Source organism: Chryseobacterium sp. Mn2064 (genome assembly GCF_049319685.1).
Classification (GTDB): Bacteria; Bacteroidota; Bacteroidia; order Flavobacteriales; family Weeksellaceae; genus Chryseobacterium.
This window is the reverse complement of record NZ_JBMOUE010000004.1, coordinates 148,553-172,218: the sequence shown is the minus strand read 5'-3', so window position 1 is coordinate 172,218 and position 23,666 is coordinate 148,553. Positions and strand designations below refer to the sequence as shown.

Here is a 23,666-nt window from a genome sequence, read left to right as displayed (position 1 = left end):
GACGCTTCGCTCCACTACCTTTGGAGTATCAAAAAAGACACAAAATAGCAATCTATAAAAACTTTTAAAACGCCTTTGAATTCACCATTCACCTATGTTGAACAGCATGAAATATGTTCAAACTATAACCAAAATCTCACAACACATACTATGGAAACGCCCAATCAAAAAACAGATCACCTCTTCGATGAAGATCTCTATACTATAGAATGGAGCGACATTGAAAATGCAGAGATAGACTATGAAAACTATCTGAACGACATTGAAAACTTCTTTCGAGAAGATTTTGATAATGATATCCTGGAAGAAGACTCATTATAAAATAAAAACTTAAAACACGACAAGTTCTGCCGCTGTCTGACATACCTCTTGAAACCTTTATAATATACGCTCAACAGTCTCATTAAACATTCTCAACACCTTTGAATTCACCATTCACAAAATGTTGGACAGCCAGAACTATGTCTGAAAAATTAGACAGAAATATCAATATATAAAGTTGGAAATCAAAACCAAAGGTGGATATCTCTTGCCGGAAACCACCGAAAAAAATAAGGTAAAACCAAGAAAAAACTCTATTGAAAAGAAATTCTCAATCAATCTTAATTAAAACACTTAACAAAATTACAAAATGGACAATACTGAAAACAAAGCAGCTAACTCATCGGCTGATAACACTCCATCACAAACACTTTTTAGGTTTGTAAACCTGAGAAGTCCTCAATTACCTGATGAAGAAAACAAAAACGAAAAATTCATCACGATTCCGGATAGCTTAAAAACCGATGATTCTTTCTATAGACCGGTAGCCGCAAGTTCTTCTAAACAAAGAGTATTAAAAGAAAGAGCTGAACTTTATAAGCAAAACAGCAATTTTATTCCAAATGCTCAAACTTTGAAACAAGTATATGCAGTAGTATATGACTATGCTTTATGGCTTGCTAAAAACAAAAACACATGTTCTTATAATCAATTCAATGAGAAAAAGAATCAGGTAAAATTTTCCTCTTCTTATGTATTTCCAAATCTTATCAATTTATGGAATAACTTAATTTACCAGATTGTTACTCAAAAAGACTTTTATGTTAAAGAGGGATTGATGCAGCTTTTATTAGCGGCCCATACTCTTGATCCTAAAAATTCAGCCCCAGGTGGAGATGAATACAAAGATCTATTATCTGCAAAAGTTGTAATTCCTAAAGAATTAATGCTGGATACTCCGGATGCTAATCCTATTGGTATTGCTTCAAAAATGGCAGAAAAAGAGTCTGGAGCAGAAACCGCGCCTTCAGCTTATATGGAAAAGCAACAAAAAATCCAGGAAGCCCAAGCCTTATTGAGCAGATACAATGTCTTAACTAAAGAACTTTCTCTTATTGAAACACAATACAAGAAAGAATATGCAAAACAATATAAATCTGAAGAAAAAGAGTACAATAACGCCAATCAGAATATTATTGATGATTATTATGCTCGTGTAGAGGAAGCAAGAAGAAAATTCTGCGAAATCAGAAAACCTGATCAGCCTTATAATCCACTTGACCCTTGCCAAAGGCCAGAAGAAATTCCTTATCCAAAACTTGATAAATTCGATTTCTCATTCCGTTCTGAAATTGATGGAAAAACACTTGCAAATACTTTAAAACCAGATAGTGTTGATACCGTGCTATCACTTCTAGAATATGATTTTTCAGGGAGAGACAAAGGAAGAATTGATAACAGCGGAATGATCGACAGCTTATTAGCAGGCAGAAATACCTTCAATGAGGTAAAAGATCTTATCTCAAATGCCTCTGAAAAGGCCAATAGAATCATCCTGGACAATATGATGGATAATTCTGAAGCCTACACAAGCATTGGTGGAGTTATTCTTCCTGTTTCAAGAGTAGAAACCATTCCTTTTACCTATCAGCTATGTCCGAAATTTATCATGAGATTCACCTCTCTGGATCTATCTATTGATGTACCTGATGCTTCATGGAATGTAGCCAGCATGAGCTATACTTTTTACACCAACGCAGGCCCTATTTCCGGAACTTATTTTGAAAAAAGCCGCGTCGGAAATAAAATCTTTTTAAGTAAATTATTAGCAAGCCCAACAACAGACGGTGTATACATCACTCAGACAGAAAACTTTACAATGGATGTTAAAATTACATTCACCAACGGTAAAGTAACTACTTTCCAACCAAGGATTATTACGATGAAATCCTGCTACTCTTCATCTTTTGAATTGGTAAATGAAGTTAAAGACCCTGTTGAGCAACCAGATGATTCTTATATCCCTTCAGGATTCGGGTTCAAGCAGATCGGTATTGCAGATTATCTTAAAGTAGAGCAAACTACCCATGCCTATGTAGAAGGAGAAGTCGCTCACATCGAAAATGTAATGGCACGTGAATATCGTGAAAAAGCGACCAGAAGATTAAGAAGAAGCGAAAATACAAGCACTACTTCTTCAGATACTGAAAGAGAAAAGCTTACAGATACAACTACTGCTACAAGATTTGAAATGCAGAGTGAAATCGCCAAAATGCTTCAGGAATCCAGAGATACCAATGTACAGGCACATTTCGATGCCAAATGGGAAATGACCGGAGGAGCTTCATTTAGCACAGGAGTCGCAGGCGGATATGCCAACCATTCTTCTAAAGAGGAAAGTACAAGACAGGCAGTAACTCAGGCACAGGATATTACCGCAAGAGCATTAGACAGAGTGGTGACCAAAGTTCATGAAGAAAGAATTGAAAAAATCATTGAAGAGTTTGAAGAAAACAACAAACACGGATTTGATAACACGAAAGGAGACAAACACGTTGTAGGAGTTTTCCGTTGGGTAGACAAGCTCATGAAAAACCAGATCTATAACTATGGAAAACGTCTGATGTTTGAATTCATGGTTCCTCAACCTGCTAAACTTCATACATTGGGAATGACATTGGATAGCTCTCCAACAAAAAGTGATCTTGTAAAGCCTGAAGACCCAAGAAAAGCAAGCACTCTGACCATGGAGAATTATGCTTCTTTAAATAATGATGCTACCTTAAAACACTGGGTAAGTAAATATAATGCCGAAATTGATGAAAGACCAGCAGATGCTTTTGCGATCAGTAAATCATTCAGTGGGCGTGACGGGAACTTCGGAGGAAAAGATGATGACAAAGTTCAGATCGTCAACGGAAACGGAGAAGTAGAAGTTCCAGAAGGTTATTTACTGAAAACTGTTGACTACACTTTCCAGACTTATCCACATGGCTTCAAAGGAGCTCACCAGGCCTTCATGACTATTGGAGGACAGGGAACCAACTGGATTACTTCACCAAACAGCACTCAGATAAGCGGAACAACGACAACGCTAAATATCAAAAATAAACTGGAATTTAGTTTTGCAACCGGAGAAAGTCCAATTATGCAGGGAACGTTAAAACTGAACCTGGAATTAACTACTGAAGCAAGAAATGCGTGGTTACAGAAAACATTCAAAGCAATTATTGACAGCTATGAAAAAGCATTAGCCATCTATGAGCAGAAAATAGCCGAAGAAAAAGCGACAGGCATCCAAATCAAAGGAACCAACCCTGGATTCTACCGTCAAATCGAAAATACAGTGCTTCGTAAAAACTGTATCTCCTATATGATCAACAGAGCAGCCAATTCTACCCATGGATATGGTATGGCAGGATTAACTACAGGAAGTACCTTTACAGACTACGAAACAGATTTATCTTCAACACTTGATAAATATACAGCCTTCCTGAAATTTATGGAACAGGCCTTCGAATGGGAGAATCTTTCTTACTATCTGTATCCTTACTATTGGGCAAACAAAACAGAATGGGCAAATCTTTACCAGGCTGAAGATGTAGATCCTCTGTTCAGAGCATTCTTACAAAGTGGTATGGCAAGAGTTGTTGCCACAGTTCGTCCAGGATTTGAAGATGCAGTACAATTCTATATGGCAACCGGAAAAATCTGGAATGGCGGTGAAGTACCTGTAATTGGAGATTCACTTTACATGTCTATTGTCGATGAAATGAAGCAGCCTAAAGGAGTAAAACAAGGAAAAGCTTGGATTACAAGACTTCCAACTCCATTAAACATTTTACAGGCAGAAAGTATCGGCTTAAAAGTAGGTCACGCTTTACCTTTCACGGCTGAAGATCCTAACGAATTTGAAGTTCCGGGAGATGTGATCACTGAAAGTAATTTCGTAAAAGATAATTCTTTAATGGGAACTAAATCAAGCACTAAGCAGATCCAGTTTTCACTAAAACAGTTAGACAGTACGGGATCCTATAATACTATTAGTGATCTTGATGATGCCAATGAGTTTCCTAGAAAATATGAGTGTATGGGACAAACCATTGAAGTCGTAAGAGATGCAAAATGGTCTAAAACAGATTCTCTGGTGAAACTTTATGGCGATTTGGCTGGTGGTCTTTCCAGAATAGAGGGTATTGAAGCATTTGCCAATCCAGAAAATGGAGTTACAATCCGAGTAGATATAGACAAAATCAAAAACTTCAAATTTGTAAAACCTCCGTATTCAGAAATGTCAGACACATTAGCCTTTACAACGGATGGTATTAATTTCCTAAAGTTTGCGGATGATTTCTTCACAGGTTCATCAAACCGACTTTTTGACAAAGATGACAGACTCGTTGAATCTCAAGAATATACTGAAAAGCTGCCTCTATCAAGATTCTTAATTTAATTCTCTAAAAACATACAAACCATGAGTCGAGTAAAACTCGAGGCTATTTGGCAGCACGATCAAGTGCTGCCTTATATCCTCACAACCTTAAAGGAAAAGATTGATGATATTACTGCTGTTGAGAAAATATTTCTTTTCGGAAGCAGAGGCCGAGTTCCTTTTGATGAATGGGATACTCTGGAAGGAAAAGATTGGGATGTTCTGGTACAGGCTAAATGCAAACTTAAAAATGCCTATGTATTAATTGATCAAGATTATTATCTGGATCTTCTCGTACTGGATGAAGAGACGATAAAGGAACATTACTCCAACAATAAACTTACAATGATTTTTCCCGAGAATGAATTATCATCCATAAACTCTAAAACCAACAATAATGGCTGATTTCGAACAAATTATTGAGTTTCTCAGACTCTATCGAAGGTCTGAAGAAGCCGCGCAAAACGCACTACCTCCCACCGAAGTTTTGTTAACAACTTTAGATGATGGTGAAGCTTATAATGTCAATAAAAATACTTTCGAAACAGATTTTAGTAAATACAAACGAATTTTCGGTATTCTTGATAACCATCATGCTGAAGCAATTTATCTGTTGAAAGACAATGGAAACAATAAATATTATGTAAAGAAATCCACAGGAGAATATGTCAACCTTTTAGATGAAACGACAGAAACAATACCTGATGAATGGCTTATAGAATTTCCTATAGAATTTGGAACAAGCTCGTATATTTATGATACTGTTAAAAACTTAGTAGTCATTTATGCTGAAAGTTTAAAAGCAGTAGCCATTTTCCCAGACAATATATATTATGATCCTAAAGGGAAATATCTGAAAGATATAGAAACTGACACCTACACTTATGATTATACCGATCATGTGACCACTTTTGGAAAAATTATAAAAATATTATTTGAGGATGCACAATATATATGGAACAATCCGGAAAAGAAAGTTCAGGTTCTTAAATCCGAGAAAGAAGGCAGAATGACTTTAATTCCCTTTCTTCAGATAGAATACGGACTGAAAAACTTCATCCTCAAATACAGATATTATGAAAAAGGATATAGACCAAAATTCCTTCTGCCTGACGATGAATGCTCCATTATATTAAAATTCACAAGTATTGGCGGAATACTGACTTTCTTAGATCAGACTTTATTTAGCGAAGGATTTTCTTTACAAAAAGGAGAAAATAGCAATCCCCAGAGAGATTCTTTCAGAGATCAGTTTATGAATCAGGTTATTCATAAAATAGAAGACAGCATCAAAAGTAAAAGTACACTGGCTTACTATGATGCCATGAAAACCTTGTTCTACTTGCCTGAGTCTGTAGCAGCAATGTTTAATGAAAACTTCCTATGGACTCTTATGGAAATGGCGATGAGTAGAGACAGCCTTACCAATACAAGAAATCTTGCCGAAGAAAATATTTTTATAAAACTCATAAAAATTATTCTGCAAAAAGAAGGACAGGAAGTAAAACTCATGAATTGGTTCCTTGAAAGGATAAAAGACGGCGACAAAAATATTTCCAAGTTTGAATTTATTTATGACAGGATCAATGGAGATAATTTCATTGAATTTGCAAAACTAATCAGCCAGGTATGGAAAAAATCAAGATTCATTTATCCTGATACAGAAAAAAATCCTGAATTTGCAACTACGGACGGACTTTTATTCCTTCCTTATTCTTCTGAAAAAGCTCTTGGGTTTTATTTCAGCAATGTAAGTATGACTTTTGATACCCATCAGCAAAAAGGAAGGTTATTAAAAACATTATACGATACGGGGAAAACCACCACTGAAATGAGGCCAGGCTTGAAAACAGATAATTTGGTGCCTACACAGGTCCCAATTATAGATCAATTCTGGTATCATCCTTTCTACCCTATTTATCTCAAAGATATTGAAAACCAGGAAACAGAACTGAAACTGGATTCTGTGGTCCCTGCCTTTATGCTAAAAGCCAATCGTGATAAGCAATTCTGGAGCAATGTCATAACAACTGCAGAATATGCCGCAGATATTCTAACCACCGTTTCCGGAGTCGGGAACATTGGAAAATTCAGATATCTGGCAAAATTTGCAGCAAAAGCAGAAAAGCTTAGCTTTGTAAGTAAAGCAGGAAGAGCCGTAGCCAATGTAAGAAAGGCTGTAGCAGCAACGGCAGCTATAGTAGAAATTACAAGTGGTACAGTAAACACCTTACTGAAACTTTCCGGAGCACGAGATGCTGCTTGGAGTAAGTCATTATCTGAATATTTATTTTGGCTGGAATTATTATCTTTATCCGGAGAATTGAGTGTCGCTATCCATAATGGATTGAGAAAAAGTGCCAAAGAAATTCTTGAACACGAAGATGACATCAGAAAATCGGCTAAAAATGCTGATGAAGCCAAAGAAATCGATGACATTATTGAAGAGCTAGAAAGACTAGCTGGACGCTCTGTAGCCGAAGGAGGTGGGTCAACAAAATACGTTATAAAAGCAAAACATCTTGATGATACAGGAGCTTTGGAAGGTATTTCAAAAATTGAAAAGGAAATAATCGAAGAGCCAGTAGAATATGGAGCCTTTGTCAACCATGAAGGAAAAGTAATTAGTGAGAAATTTACCGATAACTCACCAAAAGGATTAAGTATTCCAGCAATGCTAGATTTAAGTACTAGAAAGTATATAAGAATATTTACCCATAATCACCCAACAAGTACTCCCTTAAGCTCTTTTGACATTATGACTTTTATTAAGGGAAATATGCAGGAAATGCGAGCTGTTTGTAAAAATGGAGATATTTATGCTCTTATCAAGAAGGGAGATCTTCCTTCTGAAGAAAACACTTGGAGCCATTTTCTTAAAGGTGTTATTAAAAGAATAAAAGAAGAGAATGTAGAATTAATAATTAAAGCTCAAAAAGATGAAAATGCTAAACTATTGTATGATCAAAAAATAGCTGACACATTTATAGATGAACTTGGGGAATTAGTAGAATATATTAAATATCAATAATCAATATTATGAAAAGAGAAAGTTTAGATTTTGAAGTCTTCTATTACGTAGAGCCAATGAAGATAATAGATGATCCTATAGAAAGCATCAACGAACTTATGAAATATGACAACGAAAAAACAGAAATAGAAGTATTTTTAAAAAGTTGTAGTTTAAAAGATTTTATCAGTCTCATTATTAGCATCTTTAAAGATAAATATGCAAATGGGTCGTTATTAAGTGCTCTTATTTCCCATACAATACAAAAACAAAAAAAATCGGAGGGTATATTATATACAAAAACATTTCTATACAGAAGTGATCTAAAATCTCTTAAGTTCAAATATAATAGGAATGATCATTTCGAGTATATTGAATTTAATATGATAACTCCTTTTACACAGATTAATCAAACTATTGAAGAATCTTTAGCGGGAAAAAACTATTCAAAAAATGGAGATAAGTATATATTACATTCTAGTAGTGGAATAGAATATTTGGAAGCCACTCCTACCTTTTTTAAATTAGGTGCAAATATGAAAATATCAAAAAAATTCCATTGATAATTATAACCACCTTAAGGTGATTTTTTATTTCTGCCTAAATAAAAAACATGGAATACGAAGGAACAAACCTAGGATTTTTATGGAATGACATCAATGAAAAAATATTAGATGGACCCAATCCCTTTGATATTATTAAATACGGAGATTTCAATAAAACCGGACCCTTAGAAAAAGTTTTAGAGCTATTGATTATAGCTTATAAAAATGATTCCCCAAGAGATTTTTTTTATATTGGTAAAAATGGGGATGCTATTTATAAAGATAATGTAACGATCCAATTGAAAGAACATCTTTTAAGAACAGATATAGAAAAAATTACTGAAACTCAAAAAGATCCTGACGGGTTAGCAATATATTTAGAAAGGTTTTTCGAATTTACGCATTCTCATGATTTCATTCCCATGGTTGAAAAAACATTGAAAGGCAAAGATTTCACAAAAACTATCCAGGAGAATAAAACGATATTTACCATAAACAATAGCCCGATTGACAGCATAGAACTTACTCCGAAAAGCTTCAGGCTTAAACTTAATGATCAAATTTACAAGTATAAATATTAGCTTTGAATAACAATTTAATTAATATAACAAGAAGCCGCACTATCAATCCCTAATCACTATCTTTTAAAAAAGAGTAAAATATGTTAACAGACAAAGAAATGCTACAAATAGCAGAACGTTTTATAAAAAAAATAGTTGCAAAGAATATTGAGACGATGATTATTCCTAATGCCACTTTAAACAAGCCATATGGCAATATTTATTTTTTCAATTCTAAAAAACATATTTTAAAAGGAGATCCTACCGCAGCTCTTGTGGGTTCAGGGCCTTTTATAGTGGAAAAAGAGATGGGAAGAGTCGTAAATTTTGGTTCTTTGGGAACTTTAGAGGACAAGATAAAAGCCTATGAAAATGGAACAATGAAACGAAGTTTAGATCGTTATTGGTACCCAGACGAAGACCGTTTTGACTACAAATAATCAAAGTACTTTACAAAAAAAAACACAGGAAGTAAAAACTCTTGAATGAAACAGCAGTAACTTTACTGCTGTTTTTATTATTTTGCTCATTAGAAAGCATATCTTATATGGGTTATATAGTATCAACTCATTTTAATATATGCAACTCGATAATCATGAAACATACAGAAGATCAAATCAGAAAAATCATAGCAAAAAAGGTTTATAAATATTTAAAATTAGATCATAATGAACAATATTCCATAAAATTAAACTTTTGGAAAAAAGACGATCCAGACAATAGATTTAATATGGATTACTGGTCTGGAAAATATGATTATTCAAAAGGATTTTCCTCTGATGGAATGTATGAAAATTATATAATCTCCATTTAAAGAATAAATATGAAAACAAAAATTATAGAAATTGTTCAAGGAATTAGAAATAAGCATGTGAATGACCCTACGGTTTCGGAAGACAAAGATCAGATCGTTAAAATATTACTTTCAAATGTAAAAGAGTCAATAAAAACAATAAATACCCTTGATGAAGATACTTTAGAATGGATATCTTCAAGATTCGAAGACATTTCTTATAAACTTCAAAGTAAAGAATTTATTGAGTGTTTAAAAAATCTACTTATTAAATTTCCTGCCAATTTAACACTCAAAGAAGATGTTGAAGATGCTATTGAAGCATACTATGGAGATGAATAAAAATCTAGTTAAGCTTTTAAGAAAGAATAAATTATGTTAACAGACAAAGAAATGCTACAAATCGCAGAACGTTTCATAAGAAGAATAGTTGCAAAAAATATTGAGACGATGATTATTCCCAATGCTACTTTAAACAAGCCATATGGCAATATTTATTTTTTCAATTCTAAAAAACATATTTTAAAAGGAGATCCTACTGCAGCTCTTGTAGGTTCAGGACCTTTTATAGTGGAAAAAGAAACGGGAAGAGTCGTAAGCTTTGGTTCTTTAGGAACTTTAGAGGACAATATAAAATCTTATGAAAATGGAACAATGACACCAAGTTTAGACCTTTACTGGTACCCCGATGAAGACCGTTTTGATTACAAATAGTCAAGATATTATATACAAAAAAACACCAGAAGTAAAACTTTGGGACAAAAGCAGCAGCAACTTTACTGCTGCTTTTATTATTTCATTGAGATCCTCATTGCCTATTTTTAATGACATAAAAAATAAAACACGACACCTTTTGTCGCATTAAGCACATATATTTGTCTTACAAAACTTTACTATGAAGAAAGACTTTTATCTGACGAGATATGCCTTAATTATTAAAAGATTAGAAAGTTCTCCCGCTACCTATTCCCAGCTGGAAGACTATCTTTTAAACTCTTTTGAATTCCAGGATGCGGATATCAAGAGCTACTCTATTCGTACCCTGCAAAGAGATATCCGTGAGATTTCCGACCTTTTCAATCTTTCCATTCACAACAAAAAAAAGGGTGACAACCGTTATTATATCGAAAGTCGCCCCATTATGGAAGTGGATGAATACAACCAAAAACTATTAGAATCTTTTCAGGTAAGCAACGCCATGAATACCCATCCGGATTTTGCCAACTTCATCTTTTTTGAAAGCAGAAAACCAACCGGAGTGGAGAATTTTTATGACCTATTTTTTGCCATCCGTAATAAAAGAATTGTTTCCTTCGAGCATTACAACTACAAAAACAAGCTGATGACCTCCCGCAAGGTTCATCCTCTTGCCCTGAAAGAATCCAAAGACAGATGGTACCTCATCGCTATTGATACCAAAGATAAAGCCCTGAAATCTTTCGGACTGGACAGGATCAATTACCTCGATGTAGGCAAAAACCAATACCGCGAAAAATACAAATACAACTTCAGAGAACATTTTAAGAATGCTTTCGGTGTCATGAATCTGACAGAGCAGAAACCCGAAAAAATTGTTTTAAAGTGCAGCCGACATCAGGGAGAATACATCAAAAGTTTTCCGCTTCATCAGTCTCAGAAAGAAACTAAAGAAACGCCGGAAGAGATCTATTTTGAGTTTTTCCTCCACCCTACTTACGACTTTATGCAGGAAATTCTTTCCTATGGAAAAGAAGTTACCGTACTGGAACCTAAATGTTTAGTTGATGACATCCGCAATCATCTGCAAGAGTCTCTGAATCGCTATCTTGAGAATTGATAGATAATCATTCTGTCTGATATTTTTTGTTATATTTACATAAATATACCTTATTGAAAACTTTATTCATCATCCTCTCCTGCTTTATTTCTTCCTTTTGCCTGTCACAGCAGAAAGAAGAATTCAGGCTTGTGAAAAACTATTACAACCAGCACAGAAGTATGCTGAGTAAAGAATTTAAGAAAAAATTTGACGCAGAATCCAATACGACAAAGAAGACTGAAATAAAAGGAGATTTCCTTTTTTTCATGAAAAAAATGGACAGCATTGAAAACACCGCCCTTATTGGAGCTTTACTGCGAGTAAGAAATCTGGAAGACCTTCAAACCCTCAAAAAGGTAAAAGAAAACGTCTCCGAAAAATCTCTCAATCCGCAAAAAGCAGCCGACTATCCCGGCGGACTCAATTCTCTGAGACAGGAAGTGGTAGATCTTCTCTACGTAGACGGAGTATATTCTAAAGAAAAAACCATAAAGACCGATGTAGCATTCATTGTAGAAAAAGACGGAAGCATCAGCAACGTACATGCTCAAGGGGATAATTTTACGTTCAACAGACAGGCGGAAATTGCGTTGTACTCACTGGCCGAGAAATTCTCACCCGCCACATTCAACGGAGATCCAACCTCCTATCGGTTTAAGCTTCCTTTAACTTTAACGATGGATGAAAAATAAAGAAGAGCACCCTGGTGTTTACCCTTCTATTCAATGGATAAAAAACATTAACGACGATTTCTTATACTAGCTTTTAATTCAATGTTTACGGACGAATATTATATGAAAATGGCCCTGCAGGAAGCACAAGCCGCTTTAGAAAAAGATGAGGTTCCTATCGGATGTGTAGTCGTATCCAACAACAGGATTATCGCAAGAGCCCACAACCTTACTGAAACCTTAAATGATGTCACTGCTCACGCAGAAATGCAGGCAATCACCGCAGCTGCTAACTTTCTGGGCGGGAAATATTTAAAAGACTGTACTCTATATGTAACCATGGAGCCTTGTGTGATGTGTTCCGGGGCGTTATCCTGGTCGCAGATCTCCAAAGTGGTAATAGGCGCAAGAGATGAGCAGAGAGGGTTCATCAACAAGCACCTCACCCTGCATCCAAAAACAGAAATCATCACAGGAATTATGGAAAGTGAATGCTCTTCTATTGTGAAAGATTTTTTTAAAAGTAAGAGATAATTTCATCCTTATTTTATCATTACAGGCAAAGCTTATCTTAAAATCTTCACAGTTCTTCCGTTCAGGAATGATTATAAAAGAAAAAAGTCAGAAAATACCGGGATATTCTCTGACTTTTTATTGTATTGTAAGACTATTCAGATCAATAGACTAGTCTCTGTCATTAAAAACAGAATACATCGTAAGATCATAATACTCCCCGTCTTTCTTTATATGCTGCTTCAAAACGGCTTCCTTTTCCATTCCTATTTTCTCCATGATTCTTCCCGAAGCAGGATTATGAGGAAAATGGGTAGCAAAAATTTTATTGATTTCCAGCTCTTTAAAGCCAAAATCCACAATAGCTTTTGCCGCTTCCGTTACGTAGCCTTTGTTCCAGTAAGAAATTCCGATCCAATATCCCAGCTCTGCCTTATCATCTTCTCTGTCGTGAAGTCCGATAGCACCAATAATATGATCTTCCTTATCGCGAATGGCAAAAGTATATCCGCTATTGCTTTCAAAAGCTTCTCTGGATATTTTCAGCCAAAATTTCGCATCATCCTCTGTATAGGGATAAGGAATATTGGAAGTAAGATCAGAATAAATCCTATGCTGAAGGTATTCAACAATAAAAGGAATATCCTTCTCCTGCAGTTGGGAAAGAATAAGTCTTTCTGTTTCTATTGTAGGGAACTTTTTCATGACAGTGAAGGTTAAAGTTGAGAATATGATGCAGTCTCATTTTGAGAGAACCTCATCTTCATCTGATAAATTTATAAATCTTTTCCCAGAAAATAAAGACCTTTCAAGGTATGAAGCCTGTCCATCAGGTGAATTTTATTCGTCAATGGCTTATAAACATGAGAAACACCTCCGGTAGCTATCACAAAGCAGTCATCATTCACTTCCTCGTTGATCCTGTCGATAAAGCCTTCTACCATTCCTAAGAAACCATATACCATACCACTTTGCATGCAGCTTACAGTATCCAGTCCAAGAACCGTTTTAGGTTTCTTCAATTCAATTTCCGGAAGTTGGGCAGTCTGGCTGATCAGAGAATTCAGAGAAGTAATAATTCCCGGAGCGATAATTACCCCTAGAGATTCCCCCGTTTCAGAAATGCAGCTTGCAGTAAGCGCTGTTCCAAAGTCCAGTACTATTTTCTTCTTTCCCGGGTAAAGCATATGTGCTGCCACAAGGTTTGCAAAAATATCGGTTCCTCTGGATTTGGATTTGGCCTGAACAATGGAGGGCGTGCTACTGTCTACAATCACAGGAGTCATCCCGTGGATCTTTCTTATGGCCGCACTCATCACTTTAGTAAGCTGAGGTACTACGGAACCTATAATTACTTTTTGAATTTCGCTGGGTTCAATTTTGTAGGTTTGATAAAGCATCAGCATCTGAACATATAACTCGTCTGCAGTTCTGTATGGCTTTGTATTGATTACCCACGATATATCACAATTGTCATCATCAAAAAGACCAAATCGGATATTGCTGTTTCCTACGTTGATTACGATTGAATTCATTCACCTATTTTTCAATTCAATTTCCGGTCGTTCTGTAATAGAAAGAATAGAAATTCTCTGTTATTTTGCTGCCCTAAAATTAATCATTTTAGGAAAATAATCTTTGATTATAAACTAAATTACCATGTTCCTCTCATTTCTTTTTTCTTTCTTGGAACAAATACCTATATTTAAACAGAAAACTTTAGCAACCCATTATGAAAAATCTGATTCTGGCAATTTTCTTATGCTTCAGCTTCTTTGCTTTTGCACAGTCAGGTCCACAAATAAAAGAAACTTTTCAGAAGATAAAAAGCCAGACGGCTATTGATGCTAACGATAAAACCGTCTACGATCTGATGGATGAGTTTTACCAAAAAAGCCTGCAGGCGGATGATGATGAAATGACCCCGGAAACGGTGCATAAGATTGAGAAAACTTTTTCTGATCCCAATACGAAAAACCTTCATCTTCTTTTTCTTTTTCTGATGTATCAGCAGCATATCAGCCAGACTGTAATGGCAGGAAGACCCTCCAATCCGGAGTTCCAGATAGAAACTATGACTCTGCTGGAAAACGAGGCTAAAAGTGTATACGGAAAGATTCCTGCAATTATTTATATCTATAAAACAGAAGCCCTAGATGCCGGTCAGAAGAAAGTGGAAGCCCAGGCTACCGTTACCAGCGGATTAAAGGAATACCCGGACTCCATTCCTTTAAAAGTATATGGCTATCTGCATACCAAGGATGAGGTGTTGAAAAAAGACCTTATCAAGAACCATCCTCATCACTGGATGGTACAGCAGTTCGGTATCCAGTAATTTTTAAAGAAAGCTATCGTAAAGAATTCTCTATTTTTTCCTTATTTAAAACAAGACTGTTTGTAACCTACACAACTCCTCCGGAAGTTACAAACAAGGTTGATTCTCTCTTCCGGAGATATCCGGAGGTTTAAAACAGACTTGTTTATGAGTTCCGGAGGACTCCGGAAGTCTTCTGCAACTTGCGGGAAACCAAACAAGGGCTCCGTTGGTTTCAAACAACATTGGGTGTAACCAAACGACTATTATTTTTCACTGAAATAGACTTATTTCAAAAACATCACATTCACAATAAAACCCTTTATTAATTGAATATTTACGACACATTAAGGATATTTAAAAACATTTTTATTGAAAATCAATAAAATATTCGCAGAAAAACTCTATACTTGCGAAAATAATAACCCTTAAAAACCATGAAAAAACTCAAACTTCTAATGTTATTCACATTAGCCTTTCTCACGTTGGGCTGTCGTGAAGAATTAGATTACGTCAATTCAAACAATCCCAGCCAAAATCAGAATGTCTTCACGAAAGATAATATCGTAACGAAGCGACTCTTTAAGCACGATTATGAGACCAAATTCGGACTTAAAACAAATGTAGAGGCGGTAAATGATTTCTTAAAGCAAACGAATCTTTCTTCGTCGGTAAAGAATACTTCAAAAAGTACCATCATCAATGGAATTGAAGTATATACAGATGTTTTTGAAGAGGTAGATTATTTGAATGCCAAGTATTATTCTTTTTATATTCTGGGAATAGCTCCTACTGACTATGAACAGAAACTGGTATTAAAATATGTAGATAATCAAATTGCAGAAAAGCATATTATCAAGTACAAGCGACTTCCGAATATGCAAATTGATCCCAAGTCTTATCAACTTGAAAAGCTGGTTGAAAATACAGCAGGAGGAGGCCTGAATTCTAAAATAATGTATGTAGATACATTTTCTGTAGGATGTACCACCTACATGATCACGACGTTCAACTGCGGGCATTCCGGTAACCATACCAACGGACAGTATTGCGATGTAGAAAACTCTTATATGCCTGAGGATATTGTAGTTTCTTATAATAACCCAAACTGTAACGCTGGCGGCGGTGGCGGTGGCGGCGGAAACCCAGGAAGTCCTGGTGGCGGAGACGGATCTCCGGGAGGGGGCAGCGGTGGCGGTGGTGGCATCGGTGGTGGCGGAATAGATGATCCTTCCACTCCTACCACTCCTGTTGTTATTACGATCCCTACGGTTGCACCGATATACAGTATTAAAGGCATCAAGACCGGTACTGTAAAGAATCCGCCTGATTTTAACCCACTAGGTCTTAGTACAGAAGAGATCACTCAAATAAACAGTAATGATCAGTTCAGATTAAAGATCTACCAGTTTTTAGCCGTGAAGCAACTTTATCCTCTTAATTTCTTTTTAAATGAGGAGCAACAAACTTTTGTGAAAGCAACTTTAAAATATATTAAAGATAATCCTAGTATTCAGGTGAATGATTTAGGCCATGAATTCTTAAATATGGTATATGAGTTTCTGCAATCGGATTATATTGATATTGATTCTCCGTTAGAAATATTCCAGCGTTTTAAAACTCTCGATAATGCGGTTACACAAAACCCGAATCTGCTATTGGACATCCCTTGCAGCCAGTTACCATTCTGGCAGGATGTAGCCACTCACCAGGTTCCTCAAAGTGTAAAGTCAAAACTTGAAAATATTAAAAACCAGACCAGCTGGTGGAGCAACTGGAAAATCACAGATCTGGATGATGCTGCAAGTGCCAGAGTCAATATGGATTTGTTCCCTGTTAAAATAAGCAACTTACCTAACAAGCCTAATAGTAATGAGAAATATACTCCTGCAGAGTTTTTCAACTTTTTCAGACTTAACATCAATTTATTTGCAGAGAAGTTCACCCCAATCGTGGATAGTAATTATGGTATAGATGATACTGCTTTATGGAATTCTTCCAATCCTTTAGGAGCTCTTATCCATATTGAAATTCCTATAGATGACGGAACTGTGGTGTGCTCAGGGGTAAGCAGCAATGCATGGATATTTTCCACAATAAAAGCTCCGATGGGCATGGATTATGATGGTATACATCCGGTAGCAGGAAACAGACTTTTCAGTTATTATATGGAGGGAAACACCATGTATATTTACACCAGAGGAGTTGACAGGGTATCTAAGAAAGTTACAGATACGCCAAACCTTGCCAACTATATTATGGAAGCGACTGCTTTTCTGGGAGCCGACCAGCTTTGGACAGGAATGCAGGATAAGTTATCGGCCTATGTCAATCAGAAAGGAGGCTCTGCTTCAAAAGTACCAGAAATTACCTATAGACCGAAATATTCGAAAATAAGAGACTATCTTAGAAATAAAGTACCATTAAGTTCTTTAGGATGTAATTAATTATTTGTAATGATTATGAAATTCAGTAAAGCCATTCCAAAATTAATAGGAACAATGTACATTTTTATATTCTTTAAGAATATATTACAATTGTTGTTCGGGTATCTATTCAGTGAGAATACGGATATTAAGTTTTATAAAATTTATGCTATTTCAAAAACTCCCTATGGTTTAGATTTTATTCTTCTGTTGGTTCTCACTTATGAATGTCTGCTGTTTGCTCTGATCTATTTCTGTGTTTTCAGTATTCTGTATTTTATTACAGTAAAGTATGGTAATACCCTATGGATACACATTGTTTATTTCATGAGCATCTATTCTGTAATTGTTTTGGCCACCCATACTGAATTCGATATTTATTTTTCTCTAATCATGATCATTTCAGGAATATTAAACTGGTGGCTATTTAAGAAATGGATTAAAGAACCTTAGAAAGGATCGTATTCTCCAAAGAATATTAAAGAATTTGATAACAAAAAAACCGCAACGTTGTTGCGGTTTTTTATATTTTTTCCGAGAAATTATTTCACTTCTACGAAGTTGTCTTCCATATTTACATCAGCAAGTCTCTGGCTGAAATCTATTCCTAATACAGATAACTGAGATTTTGTATAAGGAACCGTAATGGTATACTCTTTCTGAGTCCAAGGCCAGTAAGGCATTGTTTTGAATTCTCCGTAAGCATCTTTTTCTTTCCAGGTATGTGTCATATTAAGAGGAATCTGATAAGTAACGACCTTCTTATCTTTTGTCAGCACACTGAAATCAATTGGCATTGGAACCTGACCTTTATTGATCAATGTAATGGTGGTAGAATTGGCTTCATACTTCACATCTTTGATTCCGTAATCGATCGTTTTGGTTGTATTAATCCAATAGTTCTGAAACCACTTCAGATCCATCCCGGAAACTTTCTGAGCAATATGAAGGAAGTCTCTGTCTGAAGGGTGCTTCATGCTCCACTGATCGTAATATTGTTTCAAGGTTTCTGCCAGTTTCTCCTCTCCCATAATATATCCTAACTGAACAAGGAACAATTCTCCTTTCACATAGGAAGCGTAGGTGTAAGCAGTTCCGTTATCGTGGTGATCTCCCAGCCATACTGCAGGCTCTTCAATTCCCTTTTTAACAAATTTCCTGTAGGCATCCAATCTTTCCATAAAAGGATTCGGTAATTGCTCCGGGAACAGCTGATACATGGTATATCCTTCTGCATAGCTCGTAAAACCTTCATCCATCCACGGGCGCACCGATTCGTTGGTAGCAAGCATCTGCTGATACCATGAGTGAGATCCTTCGTGAGCCATTAATCCTAAAAGGTCTTTAACGCTTTTCGCTTCTCCAAGGATCATGGTACACATCCCATACTCCATTCCGCCATCACCACCCTGAATGAAAGCATAGGTTGGATATACATATTTCCCAAAGTGGGAGTTCATGATTTGAAAGTATTTCGTAACGTAAGGCTGTGCTTCTCCCCACGCTTTTGTTTTATCATTCTTCTGGTAAACGAAATAAACTTTCGGTCCATCCGGAACATTGAAGCTTTCTACAGAATAGTCTCTGTCTGCACTCCAAGCGAAATCCAGGATGTTTTTAGCCGTCCATTTCCAGCTTACTTTTTTATCTTTTTCTGCTTTTATTTTAGCGTTGGCATCGTATCCTTTTACCTCAGAAGGGTTTTCAAGGATTCCTCCTGCTCCTACTACATAGTCTTTGTTGATTTTAATGGTAACATCAAAGTCTGAGAATGGTGCATGGAATTCTCTTCCCAAATAATCAAAAGTTGCCCAGCCGTCATAATCGTACTCTGCAATTTTCGGGTACCATTGCGTCATGGTCATGTCTACTCCTTCTTTGTTATTTCTTCCGCTTCTTCTGATCTGCTGAGGGATAACAGCATCCCAATCCATCGTAAAGGTCGTTGTTGAATTGGGTTTGATAGGTTCAGCCAAATAGACTTTCATGATGGTTTCCTGAACTTCAAATTTCAGGTCTTTGCCATTCTGTTTAATCCAATGGATATTTTGAGCTCCTTCCTGATCTTTTGGAATGGAAGCCAATCTTGAAATTCCGTCTTTTTGTAATCTGGAGTCTCCGTTTTTTCCCTGGGAAGCCACTCTCTGGTCCATCATGGAATTGGGTTTAAAAGCGTTCCAGTATAAGTGGAAATACACGACATTCAGCTCATCCGGTGAGTTGTTGGTGTATTCTAAAGTCTGTTTTCCCTGGTAGGTAAATTTTTCAGCATTAACATCAATATCCATCTTGTACTTCGCAGCCTGCTGATAGTAAGCTCCTTGCTGAGCCTGAAATTGTGAAATGATAAACGCAAAAATGATTGCAGCCGATTTTCTCATTTAAAATTTTATTTTTTCTAAAGGTAGGTAATTTAAACAAAACCCTCAAATGTGGAGTTATAAGAGGGTTTTTATTCTTTTTTATAGGGTTTTAGATGAATTTAAATGTGGATTGTTAAATTATTTTTTTCACCACAGATGACACGGATTCTCGCAGATGATTGGGGATATTTTTTGAGAGGGGAGAGAAAAACTATAATCGTTATGGGGTTTTGAGAAGTTTTTTGATTAGGGTGATTTGTCCCAGATGGTAGTAGCAGTGTTCGATCATTCCATCGATGTTTCTTCTGTAGTTTCCGTATTTTTCGTCAACGAAAACCTCATCGAGTTTGGAGTTGGGCATCTGTTCCAGTAAGGATGCAAATTTTTCGGAATCTTTCCAGAGCTTATTTAAAAGTGTTTCCCATTGTTCCTGAGATTCTATAGCAGGGAGATCAAAACTGAATTTATCTTTTATTTCAAGGGCTCCTCCTTCAAAAACATTTATGAGCCCCGCTATATAATAATCAATATGAAAGGTAAGCATGGCAATAGTATTTAAAGAATCTATTTTGGTGACAGCCTGCTCCCAGGTAACGGCTGAAAGTTGATCTTTAAAATTGGTATTGGCGATCCACAGACCATCCAACATAACTTCTCTGAATCTTTTTGATAATTCTGATACTGAACTCATAAGTCATTATTTTTATTTTTCAAGAGTCACAATATAAGATTTTTTCAGCAAGATTTTGTGATCCTTGTCAAGGTTTAAAACCTTGACAAGGATAAAAGAAGAAAGCGAAAAAAATCGTTCCTATTATATTAATTTATATATTTTAGTGAAAATAATTCATAATCCTTTTGAAAACATTTATTTACTATACTCTTATTTTCTGTTCTTGCATTTCCTGTACAGCGAAAAAACATATTTTATCTTCACATGATAAAGCTATCATAGAAAATGAAAAACTTAATATTTTATACAGAGGCGTAAAGAATCCTCTGACAATTTATATCCCTAAGTCTGATAGTATTAAAGTAAGTGGGCCTGGAGTTTATAAAGAAAGTGAAAGTAAGTATTTCATTACTCCAGGTACAGGTTCTTCTATGGAAATTACAATAACAGGTTTTATTAAAGGGAAAGAGATCGTTGATAAAAGAGAATTCCGAATACTAAACATTAGCAATCCTTTTGTAAGTATTAACAACAAAATTGAAAAAATTTCTTTGTCAAAAGAGGAGCTTGCTAATTCTAAAATAGAATTTTTCATCCCTCAATTAGTTATGGAGCTAGGAAAGGTCTCAAAATTCCGTTATCAAATCAACGAGGGAAAGCCAATACTTAATTATGGTAACTCGTTTGATCATATTGCTAAAGAAAAGATTTATAATCTGAAATCTGGTGATTATATGATTATTGATGAACTCAAATCTGACGTAGAGTTAGATAATGTTGATTTAAAAAAAGTAACGGAATTGATAGTATATATTAAATGACAATTGTGGTTTACTATTATTAATTGGCTTATCAAAAAAAACCTCAGATGCCAATACATCTGAGGTTGATATTATAATTTTACATTACAATTATTTTTTAGCTGAAGCTTCTTTTTTTCCGCTTCTTAAAATCTTTTCAAGGATTCTTAAGGTGATCAGATAAGTTGGTTTTACTCCTGTAAGTCCTAATCCTCCTGAGGATAATGTACTTCCTGTTTCCAACGGGTTATCCGATGCATAATACGCGTAGCATACAAACAGATCCGGTGAAATGTGATGTCTGATCTTAGACGCAACCTGAATGGCTTTCTGATAGTGTGCTCCTTCCATTTCAAGACCAATGGCCTTCCATGAAGTATTCATAAAGTAGGAAAGGATATCTTTATTCTGAAGGGATGTTCCTAAAACGGTAATCATTGGCCCTTCAAAAGCTTTCAGTTCATCATCTTTGAAATCTTCCAGCTTTAATGCATTTTCAAAAGGATAGTTATCTGCCGTACCTTCAAAAATATGAGAGGTAGGAATCATAATATCTCCTTTTTCTCCTGTAAGAATACCTGCTTTCCCCATAATGGAAACAGATTTTACATGCATCATATATACTTCTCCTTTATGCTCGAAGGGTCTTAGTAATTCGTCCATTACTTCGAAAGCCTGTTCTCCGAATGCATAGTCGAAAACCATTACCACATCATCTCCTCCAAATTTGCAGTCTGCGAATGGTGTATTCTTAAGGTCTGTTTTGCTGAGGTCTATGATCTGTACATCGATATTACTTCCGCTCTTGTCGGCAATATGGATCATACCTTCATCCAAAGCATATTTCAAGACTTTATCACGAAGTTCTTTTTTGTTTGAAATTTCTTCGTACAGTTTGTAATCTACCTCATTATGCTGCTTCTTTTTAAGTGCATTATTGGAATACAGCATATTTTTCACCGAGTGCATATTGGCAGAAATAATGTGTAGCGGACGCATATGAAGATTGTTTTCAAATAAAACTTCCTTCACTTTGTTGGCCCATTTTTCTCCAAAATAGTGGTGTCCTACTCTTTCTTTTAATATAGAACTGAAATGAATTTCTCTTTCTCTACTTCCTTTCGCATCATCAAGACTTACTTTTCCTAAGTTGTAGATGATTTTGAATAAACGGTCAGGATTCTGATCATCTCCAAAAGTATTGTAAGCTCTTAGCGTTTCATCAAAAGATCTTCCTATAAGGGAGGAAAGGTGAATAAGCGCCACCTCTTTTTCTTTTCTGCTGAATTTTTTCTCTCCTTTTACTACTTCTTCGATAATCTTGAAAGCACGTGTCGGCTTCCAGTTTTCATCCTGAATGAATGCCAAATTACGGATTTTATCGGCTTCTATAAATAAGAAGGTAAGGTGGGTAAGAATGTCATAAATTTCGGAACGGCCCAAAAGAACCTCAATATTCATCTGGTGTTCGTCTATTCTATAACAGTTTCTTCTTCTTTTCTTCGGAACAATAGGTTCGAAACTTCCTTTATCAAACCCTTCATCGGATGTAAGATGAATAAAAGCACACTCCTCAATCCCTTCCGGAAGTCTGTCTAAAACATACATCAACCCGTCAAGTTCCAATTTGCTTGGAATATTCATGGTTCCGTAAATTTCCGGATTGATGATCTTCAACAAACTTCTGATACTTTCTCCTGAAACCCCTCCCGGCTTGAAAAATCCTCTATAAAATAAATGTCTCATAGAGATGTATAATCTTTCAATAGCCTCTGTGGTTTCTCTTGCTCTAGAATTTGTCATAAAATAAATTTCACACAAATATACAAAATCTCCGTTCAACTTATTTTAACTATCTTTTAATAAGTTGTTTAATAGCCATGGATAAAGCAAACTGAACAATAAGACAGAGCATTAGTTTTTCTTCTGTTCCGAATAATAACTATTTCTTTTTTTAATCTTATATTTATAGAACCTTAGTTATAGGATTTGAGATAAAAAGGCAGTTCAATTCAAAGAGCCATAGTCATGATATTATCAAGAATATTGAGCCAGATAAAATACAGGGTACATCAAGTTTCTCTTTTTTGGAAGGTATGGATCTGTCATATTCTGCTTTATTTCTTAGTGCTTATGTTTTTTTTAATTATAAAAGAAGGGAATTCGGATGACAATATTCTTCGTGACAATATCTTTCTATTGCTTCTAAAAAGTTCTGTTATAGGATTGTTTGGTTTTCTGGACGGAATAGGTCCTTTGATCTTCGTCTCTGTGACAGTTATGTATCTGATCAATTTATATTTCCGAAAGCTCTATATAAGTTATATATTATCCTTAGCTTTAACGTATCCTGTTTTCATGCAATTTTGTAATGAGGGATATGGATCCAATACTATTACGGTGATGAGTCTAGCGATTACAGTAATCATTACTATGATTATTTTTAGAAAAAGCATTCATACCAACCCGGTTCAAGAGGATGAAGAAACCATTTTCTGATTCAGTAT

Annotated in this window: 23 protein-coding genes; 18 read left to right on the top strand and 5 right to left on the bottom strand. The window is 35.6% G+C overall.

Annotated features, from left to right (window positions below; genetic code table 11):
- The first annotated feature begins 75 nt into the window (after positions 1 to 75).
- The 13 genes from ACL9RH_RS15945 to ACL9RH_RS15885 all read left to right on the top strand — a co-directional run bounded on the left by ACL9RH_RS15945 (position 76) and on the right by ACL9RH_RS15885 (position 12,604).
- Positions 76 to 321, top strand: coding sequence for a hypothetical protein (locus tag ACL9RH_RS15945; RefSeq protein WP_422694354.1), 246 nt, complete (start codon positions 76 to 78; stop codon positions 319 to 321).
- Positions 322 to 631: 310 nt separating this feature from the next.
- Positions 632 to 4,714, top strand: coding sequence for a hypothetical protein (locus tag ACL9RH_RS15940; protein ID WP_422694353.1), 4,083 nt, complete (start codon positions 632 to 634; stop codon positions 4,712 to 4,714).
- Positions 4,715 to 4,735: 21 nt separating this feature from the next.
- On the top strand, positions 4,736 to 5,098 hold the full coding sequence (locus tag ACL9RH_RS15935) for a hypothetical protein (protein ID WP_422694352.1): 363 nt from the start codon (positions 4,736 to 4,738) through the stop codon (positions 5,096 to 5,098).
- Positions 5,091 to 7,724, top strand: coding sequence for a hypothetical protein (locus ACL9RH_RS15930; protein ID WP_422694351.1), 2,634 nt, complete (start codon positions 5,091 to 5,093; stop codon positions 7,722 to 7,724). The genes ACL9RH_RS15935 and ACL9RH_RS15930 overlap by 8 nt, the downstream gene beginning before the upstream one ends.
- Positions 7,725 to 7,732: 8 nt before the next feature.
- Positions 7,733 to 8,266 carry a hypothetical protein gene (locus tag ACL9RH_RS15925; RefSeq protein WP_422694350.1) on the top strand — a complete coding sequence of 178 codons (534 nt, stop codon included), beginning with the start codon at positions 7,733 to 7,735 and terminating at the stop codon, positions 8,264 to 8,266.
- 50 nt (positions 8,267 to 8,316) lie between these two features.
- A complete protein-coding gene (locus ACL9RH_RS15920; protein ID WP_422694349.1) occupies positions 8,317 to 8,829 on the top strand; it encodes a hypothetical protein in 513 nt (170 codons plus the stop codon).
- Positions 8,830 to 8,909: 80 nt separating this feature from the next.
- Positions 8,910 to 9,248 (top strand): hypothetical protein, encoded by a 339-nt coding sequence (locus tag ACL9RH_RS15915; protein WP_422694348.1) that lies wholly within the window; start codon positions 8,910 to 8,912, stop codon positions 9,246 to 9,248.
- Positions 9,249 to 9,403: 155 nt separating this feature from the next.
- Positions 9,404 to 9,622: a hypothetical protein gene (locus ACL9RH_RS15910; protein ID WP_422694347.1), complete on the top strand. Its 219-nt coding sequence runs from the start codon at positions 9,404 to 9,406 to the stop codon at positions 9,620 to 9,622.
- A gap of 9 nt (positions 9,623 to 9,631) precedes the next feature.
- Positions 9,632 to 9,943, top strand: coding sequence for a hypothetical protein (locus tag ACL9RH_RS15905; RefSeq protein WP_422694346.1), 312 nt, complete (start codon positions 9,632 to 9,634; stop codon positions 9,941 to 9,943).
- A gap of 33 nt (positions 9,944 to 9,976) precedes the next feature.
- Positions 9,977 to 10,315 carry a hypothetical protein gene (locus tag ACL9RH_RS15900; protein WP_422694345.1) on the top strand — a complete coding sequence of 113 codons (339 nt, stop codon included), beginning with the start codon at positions 9,977 to 9,979 and terminating at the stop codon, positions 10,313 to 10,315.
- 181 nt (positions 10,316 to 10,496) lie between these two features.
- Complete coding sequence (locus ACL9RH_RS15895) at positions 10,497 to 11,417, top strand: helix-turn-helix transcriptional regulator (RefSeq protein WP_422694344.1); 921 nt, start codon at positions 10,497 to 10,499, stop codon at positions 11,415 to 11,417.
- A 53-nt stretch (positions 11,418 to 11,470) separates the two neighbouring features.
- Positions 11,471 to 12,091, top strand: a complete 621-nt coding sequence (locus ACL9RH_RS15890) for a hypothetical protein (RefSeq protein ID WP_422694343.1) — start codon at positions 11,471 to 11,473, stop codon at positions 12,089 to 12,091.
- Positions 12,092 to 12,172: 81 nt separating this feature from the next.
- Positions 12,173 to 12,604: a nucleoside deaminase gene (locus ACL9RH_RS15885; protein ID WP_422694342.1), complete on the top strand. Its 432-nt coding sequence runs from the start codon at positions 12,173 to 12,175 to the stop codon at positions 12,602 to 12,604.
- 150 nt (positions 12,605 to 12,754) lie between these two features.
- Here the strand turns inward: ACL9RH_RS15885 and ACL9RH_RS15880 are convergent, their stop codons facing one another.
- Both ACL9RH_RS15880 and ACL9RH_RS15875 read right to left on the bottom strand, forming a co-directional pair.
- A complete protein-coding gene (locus ACL9RH_RS15880) occupies positions 12,755 to 13,288 on the bottom strand; it encodes a GNAT family N-acetyltransferase (protein WP_422694341.1) in 534 nt (177 codons plus the stop codon).
- A gap of 71 nt (positions 13,289 to 13,359) precedes the next feature.
- Positions 13,360 to 14,118: a type III pantothenate kinase gene (locus ACL9RH_RS15875; RefSeq protein ID WP_422694340.1), complete on the bottom strand. Its 759-nt coding sequence runs from the start codon at positions 14,116 to 14,118 to the stop codon at positions 13,360 to 13,362.
- Between the two features lie 197 nt (positions 14,119 to 14,315).
- Between ACL9RH_RS15875 and ACL9RH_RS15870 the strand changes: the two genes are divergently transcribed.
- The 3 genes from ACL9RH_RS15870 (at position 14,316) to ACL9RH_RS15860 (ending at position 17,776) form a co-directional block, all read left to right on the top strand.
- Positions 14,316 to 14,918 (top strand): hypothetical protein, encoded by a 603-nt coding sequence (locus ACL9RH_RS15870; protein WP_422694339.1) that lies wholly within the window; start codon positions 14,316 to 14,318, stop codon positions 14,916 to 14,918.
- Positions 14,919 to 15,334: 416 nt separating this feature from the next.
- A complete protein-coding gene (locus tag ACL9RH_RS15865; protein ID WP_422694338.1) occupies positions 15,335 to 17,344 on the top strand; it encodes a hypothetical protein in 2,010 nt (669 codons plus the stop codon).
- 15 nt (positions 17,345 to 17,359) lie between these two features.
- Positions 17,360 to 17,776, top strand: coding sequence for a hypothetical protein (locus ACL9RH_RS15860; protein WP_422694337.1), 417 nt, complete (start codon positions 17,360 to 17,362; stop codon positions 17,774 to 17,776).
- A gap of 89 nt (positions 17,777 to 17,865) precedes the next feature.
- Here the strand turns inward: ACL9RH_RS15860 and ACL9RH_RS15855 are convergent, their stop codons facing one another.
- Positions 17,866 to 19,704, bottom strand: coding sequence for a M1 family metallopeptidase (locus tag ACL9RH_RS15855; RefSeq protein WP_422694336.1), 1,839 nt, complete (start codon positions 19,702 to 19,704; stop codon positions 17,866 to 17,868).
- Between the two features lie 202 nt (positions 19,705 to 19,906).
- On the bottom strand, positions 19,907 to 20,377 hold the full coding sequence (locus ACL9RH_RS15850) for a DUF1572 domain-containing protein (protein ID WP_422694335.1): 471 nt from the start codon (positions 20,375 to 20,377) through the stop codon (positions 19,907 to 19,909).
- Between the two features lie 167 nt (positions 20,378 to 20,544).
- Between ACL9RH_RS15850 and ACL9RH_RS15845 the strand changes: the two genes are divergently transcribed.
- On the top strand, positions 20,545 to 21,180 hold the full coding sequence (locus ACL9RH_RS15845; RefSeq protein WP_422694334.1) for a hypothetical protein: 636 nt from the start codon (positions 20,545 to 20,547) through the stop codon (positions 21,178 to 21,180).
- Between the two features lie 90 nt (positions 21,181 to 21,270).
- On the opposite strand, the gene ACL9RH_RS15840 is transcribed toward ACL9RH_RS15845, so the two are convergent.
- Positions 21,271 to 22,962, bottom strand: a complete 1,692-nt coding sequence (locus ACL9RH_RS15840) for a DUF6909 family protein (protein ID WP_422694333.1) — start codon at positions 22,960 to 22,962, stop codon at positions 21,271 to 21,273.
- A gap of 330 nt (positions 22,963 to 23,292) precedes the next feature.
- Here ACL9RH_RS15840 and ACL9RH_RS15835 point away from each other — a divergent pair, with 330 nt between their 5' ends.
- Positions 23,293 to 23,658, top strand: coding sequence for a hypothetical protein (locus ACL9RH_RS15835; RefSeq protein WP_422694332.1), 366 nt, complete (start codon positions 23,293 to 23,295; stop codon positions 23,656 to 23,658).
- The last annotated feature ends 8 nt before the right edge of the window (positions 23,659 to 23,666 follow it).

Coding starts and splice junctions, on each gene's coding strand:
- ACL9RH_RS15940 (WP_422694353.1), top strand. CDS start 632: ATGGACAATACTGAAAACAAAGCAGCTAACTCATCGGCTGATAACACT.
- ACL9RH_RS15935 (WP_422694352.1), top strand. CDS start 4,736: ATGAGTCGAGTAAAACTCGAGGCTATTTGGCAGCACGATCAAGTGCTG.
- ACL9RH_RS15930 (WP_422694351.1), top strand. CDS start 5,091: ATGGCTGATTTCGAACAAATTATTGAGTTTCTCAGACTCTATCGAAGG.
- ACL9RH_RS15925 (WP_422694350.1), top strand. CDS start 7,733: ATGAAAAGAGAAAGTTTAGATTTTGAAGTCTTCTATTACGTAGAGCCA.
- ACL9RH_RS15920 (WP_422694349.1), top strand. CDS start 8,317: ATGGAATACGAAGGAACAAACCTAGGATTTTTATGGAATGACATCAAT.
- ACL9RH_RS15915 (WP_422694348.1), top strand. CDS start 8,910: ATGTTAACAGACAAAGAAATGCTACAAATAGCAGAACGTTTTATAAAA.
- ACL9RH_RS15910 (WP_422694347.1), top strand. CDS start 9,404: ATGAAACATACAGAAGATCAAATCAGAAAAATCATAGCAAAAAAGGTT.
- ACL9RH_RS15905 (WP_422694346.1), top strand. CDS start 9,632: ATGAAAACAAAAATTATAGAAATTGTTCAAGGAATTAGAAATAAGCAT.
- ACL9RH_RS15900 (WP_422694345.1), top strand. CDS start 9,977: ATGTTAACAGACAAAGAAATGCTACAAATCGCAGAACGTTTCATAAGA.
- ACL9RH_RS15895 (WP_422694344.1), top strand. CDS start 10,497: ATGAAGAAAGACTTTTATCTGACGAGATATGCCTTAATTATTAAAAGA.
- ACL9RH_RS15885 (WP_422694342.1), top strand. CDS start 12,173: ATGTTTACGGACGAATATTATATGAAAATGGCCCTGCAGGAAGCACAA.
- ACL9RH_RS15880 (WP_422694341.1), bottom strand. CDS start 13,288: ATGAAAAAGTTCCCTACAATAGAAACAGAAAGACTTATTCTTTCCCAA.
- ACL9RH_RS15875 (WP_422694340.1), bottom strand. CDS start 14,118: ATGAATTCAATCGTAATCAACGTAGGAAACAGCAATATCCGATTTGGT.
- ACL9RH_RS15870 (WP_422694339.1), top strand. CDS start 14,316: ATGAAAAATCTGATTCTGGCAATTTTCTTATGCTTCAGCTTCTTTGCT.
- ACL9RH_RS15865 (WP_422694338.1), top strand. CDS start 15,335: ATGAAAAAACTCAAACTTCTAATGTTATTCACATTAGCCTTTCTCACG.
- ACL9RH_RS15860 (WP_422694337.1), top strand. CDS start 17,360: ATGAAATTCAGTAAAGCCATTCCAAAATTAATAGGAACAATGTACATT.
- ACL9RH_RS15855 (WP_422694336.1), bottom strand. CDS start 19,704: ATGAGAAAATCGGCTGCAATCATTTTTGCGTTTATCATTTCACAATTT.
- ACL9RH_RS15850 (WP_422694335.1), bottom strand. CDS start 20,377: ATGAGTTCAGTATCAGAATTATCAAAAAGATTCAGAGAAGTTATGTTG.
- ACL9RH_RS15840 (WP_422694333.1), bottom strand. CDS start 22,962: ATGACAAATTCTAGAGCAAGAGAAACCACAGAGGCTATTGAAAGATTA.
- ACL9RH_RS15835 (WP_422694332.1), top strand. CDS start 23,293: ATGTTTTTTTTAATTATAAAAGAAGGGAATTCGGATGACAATATTCTT.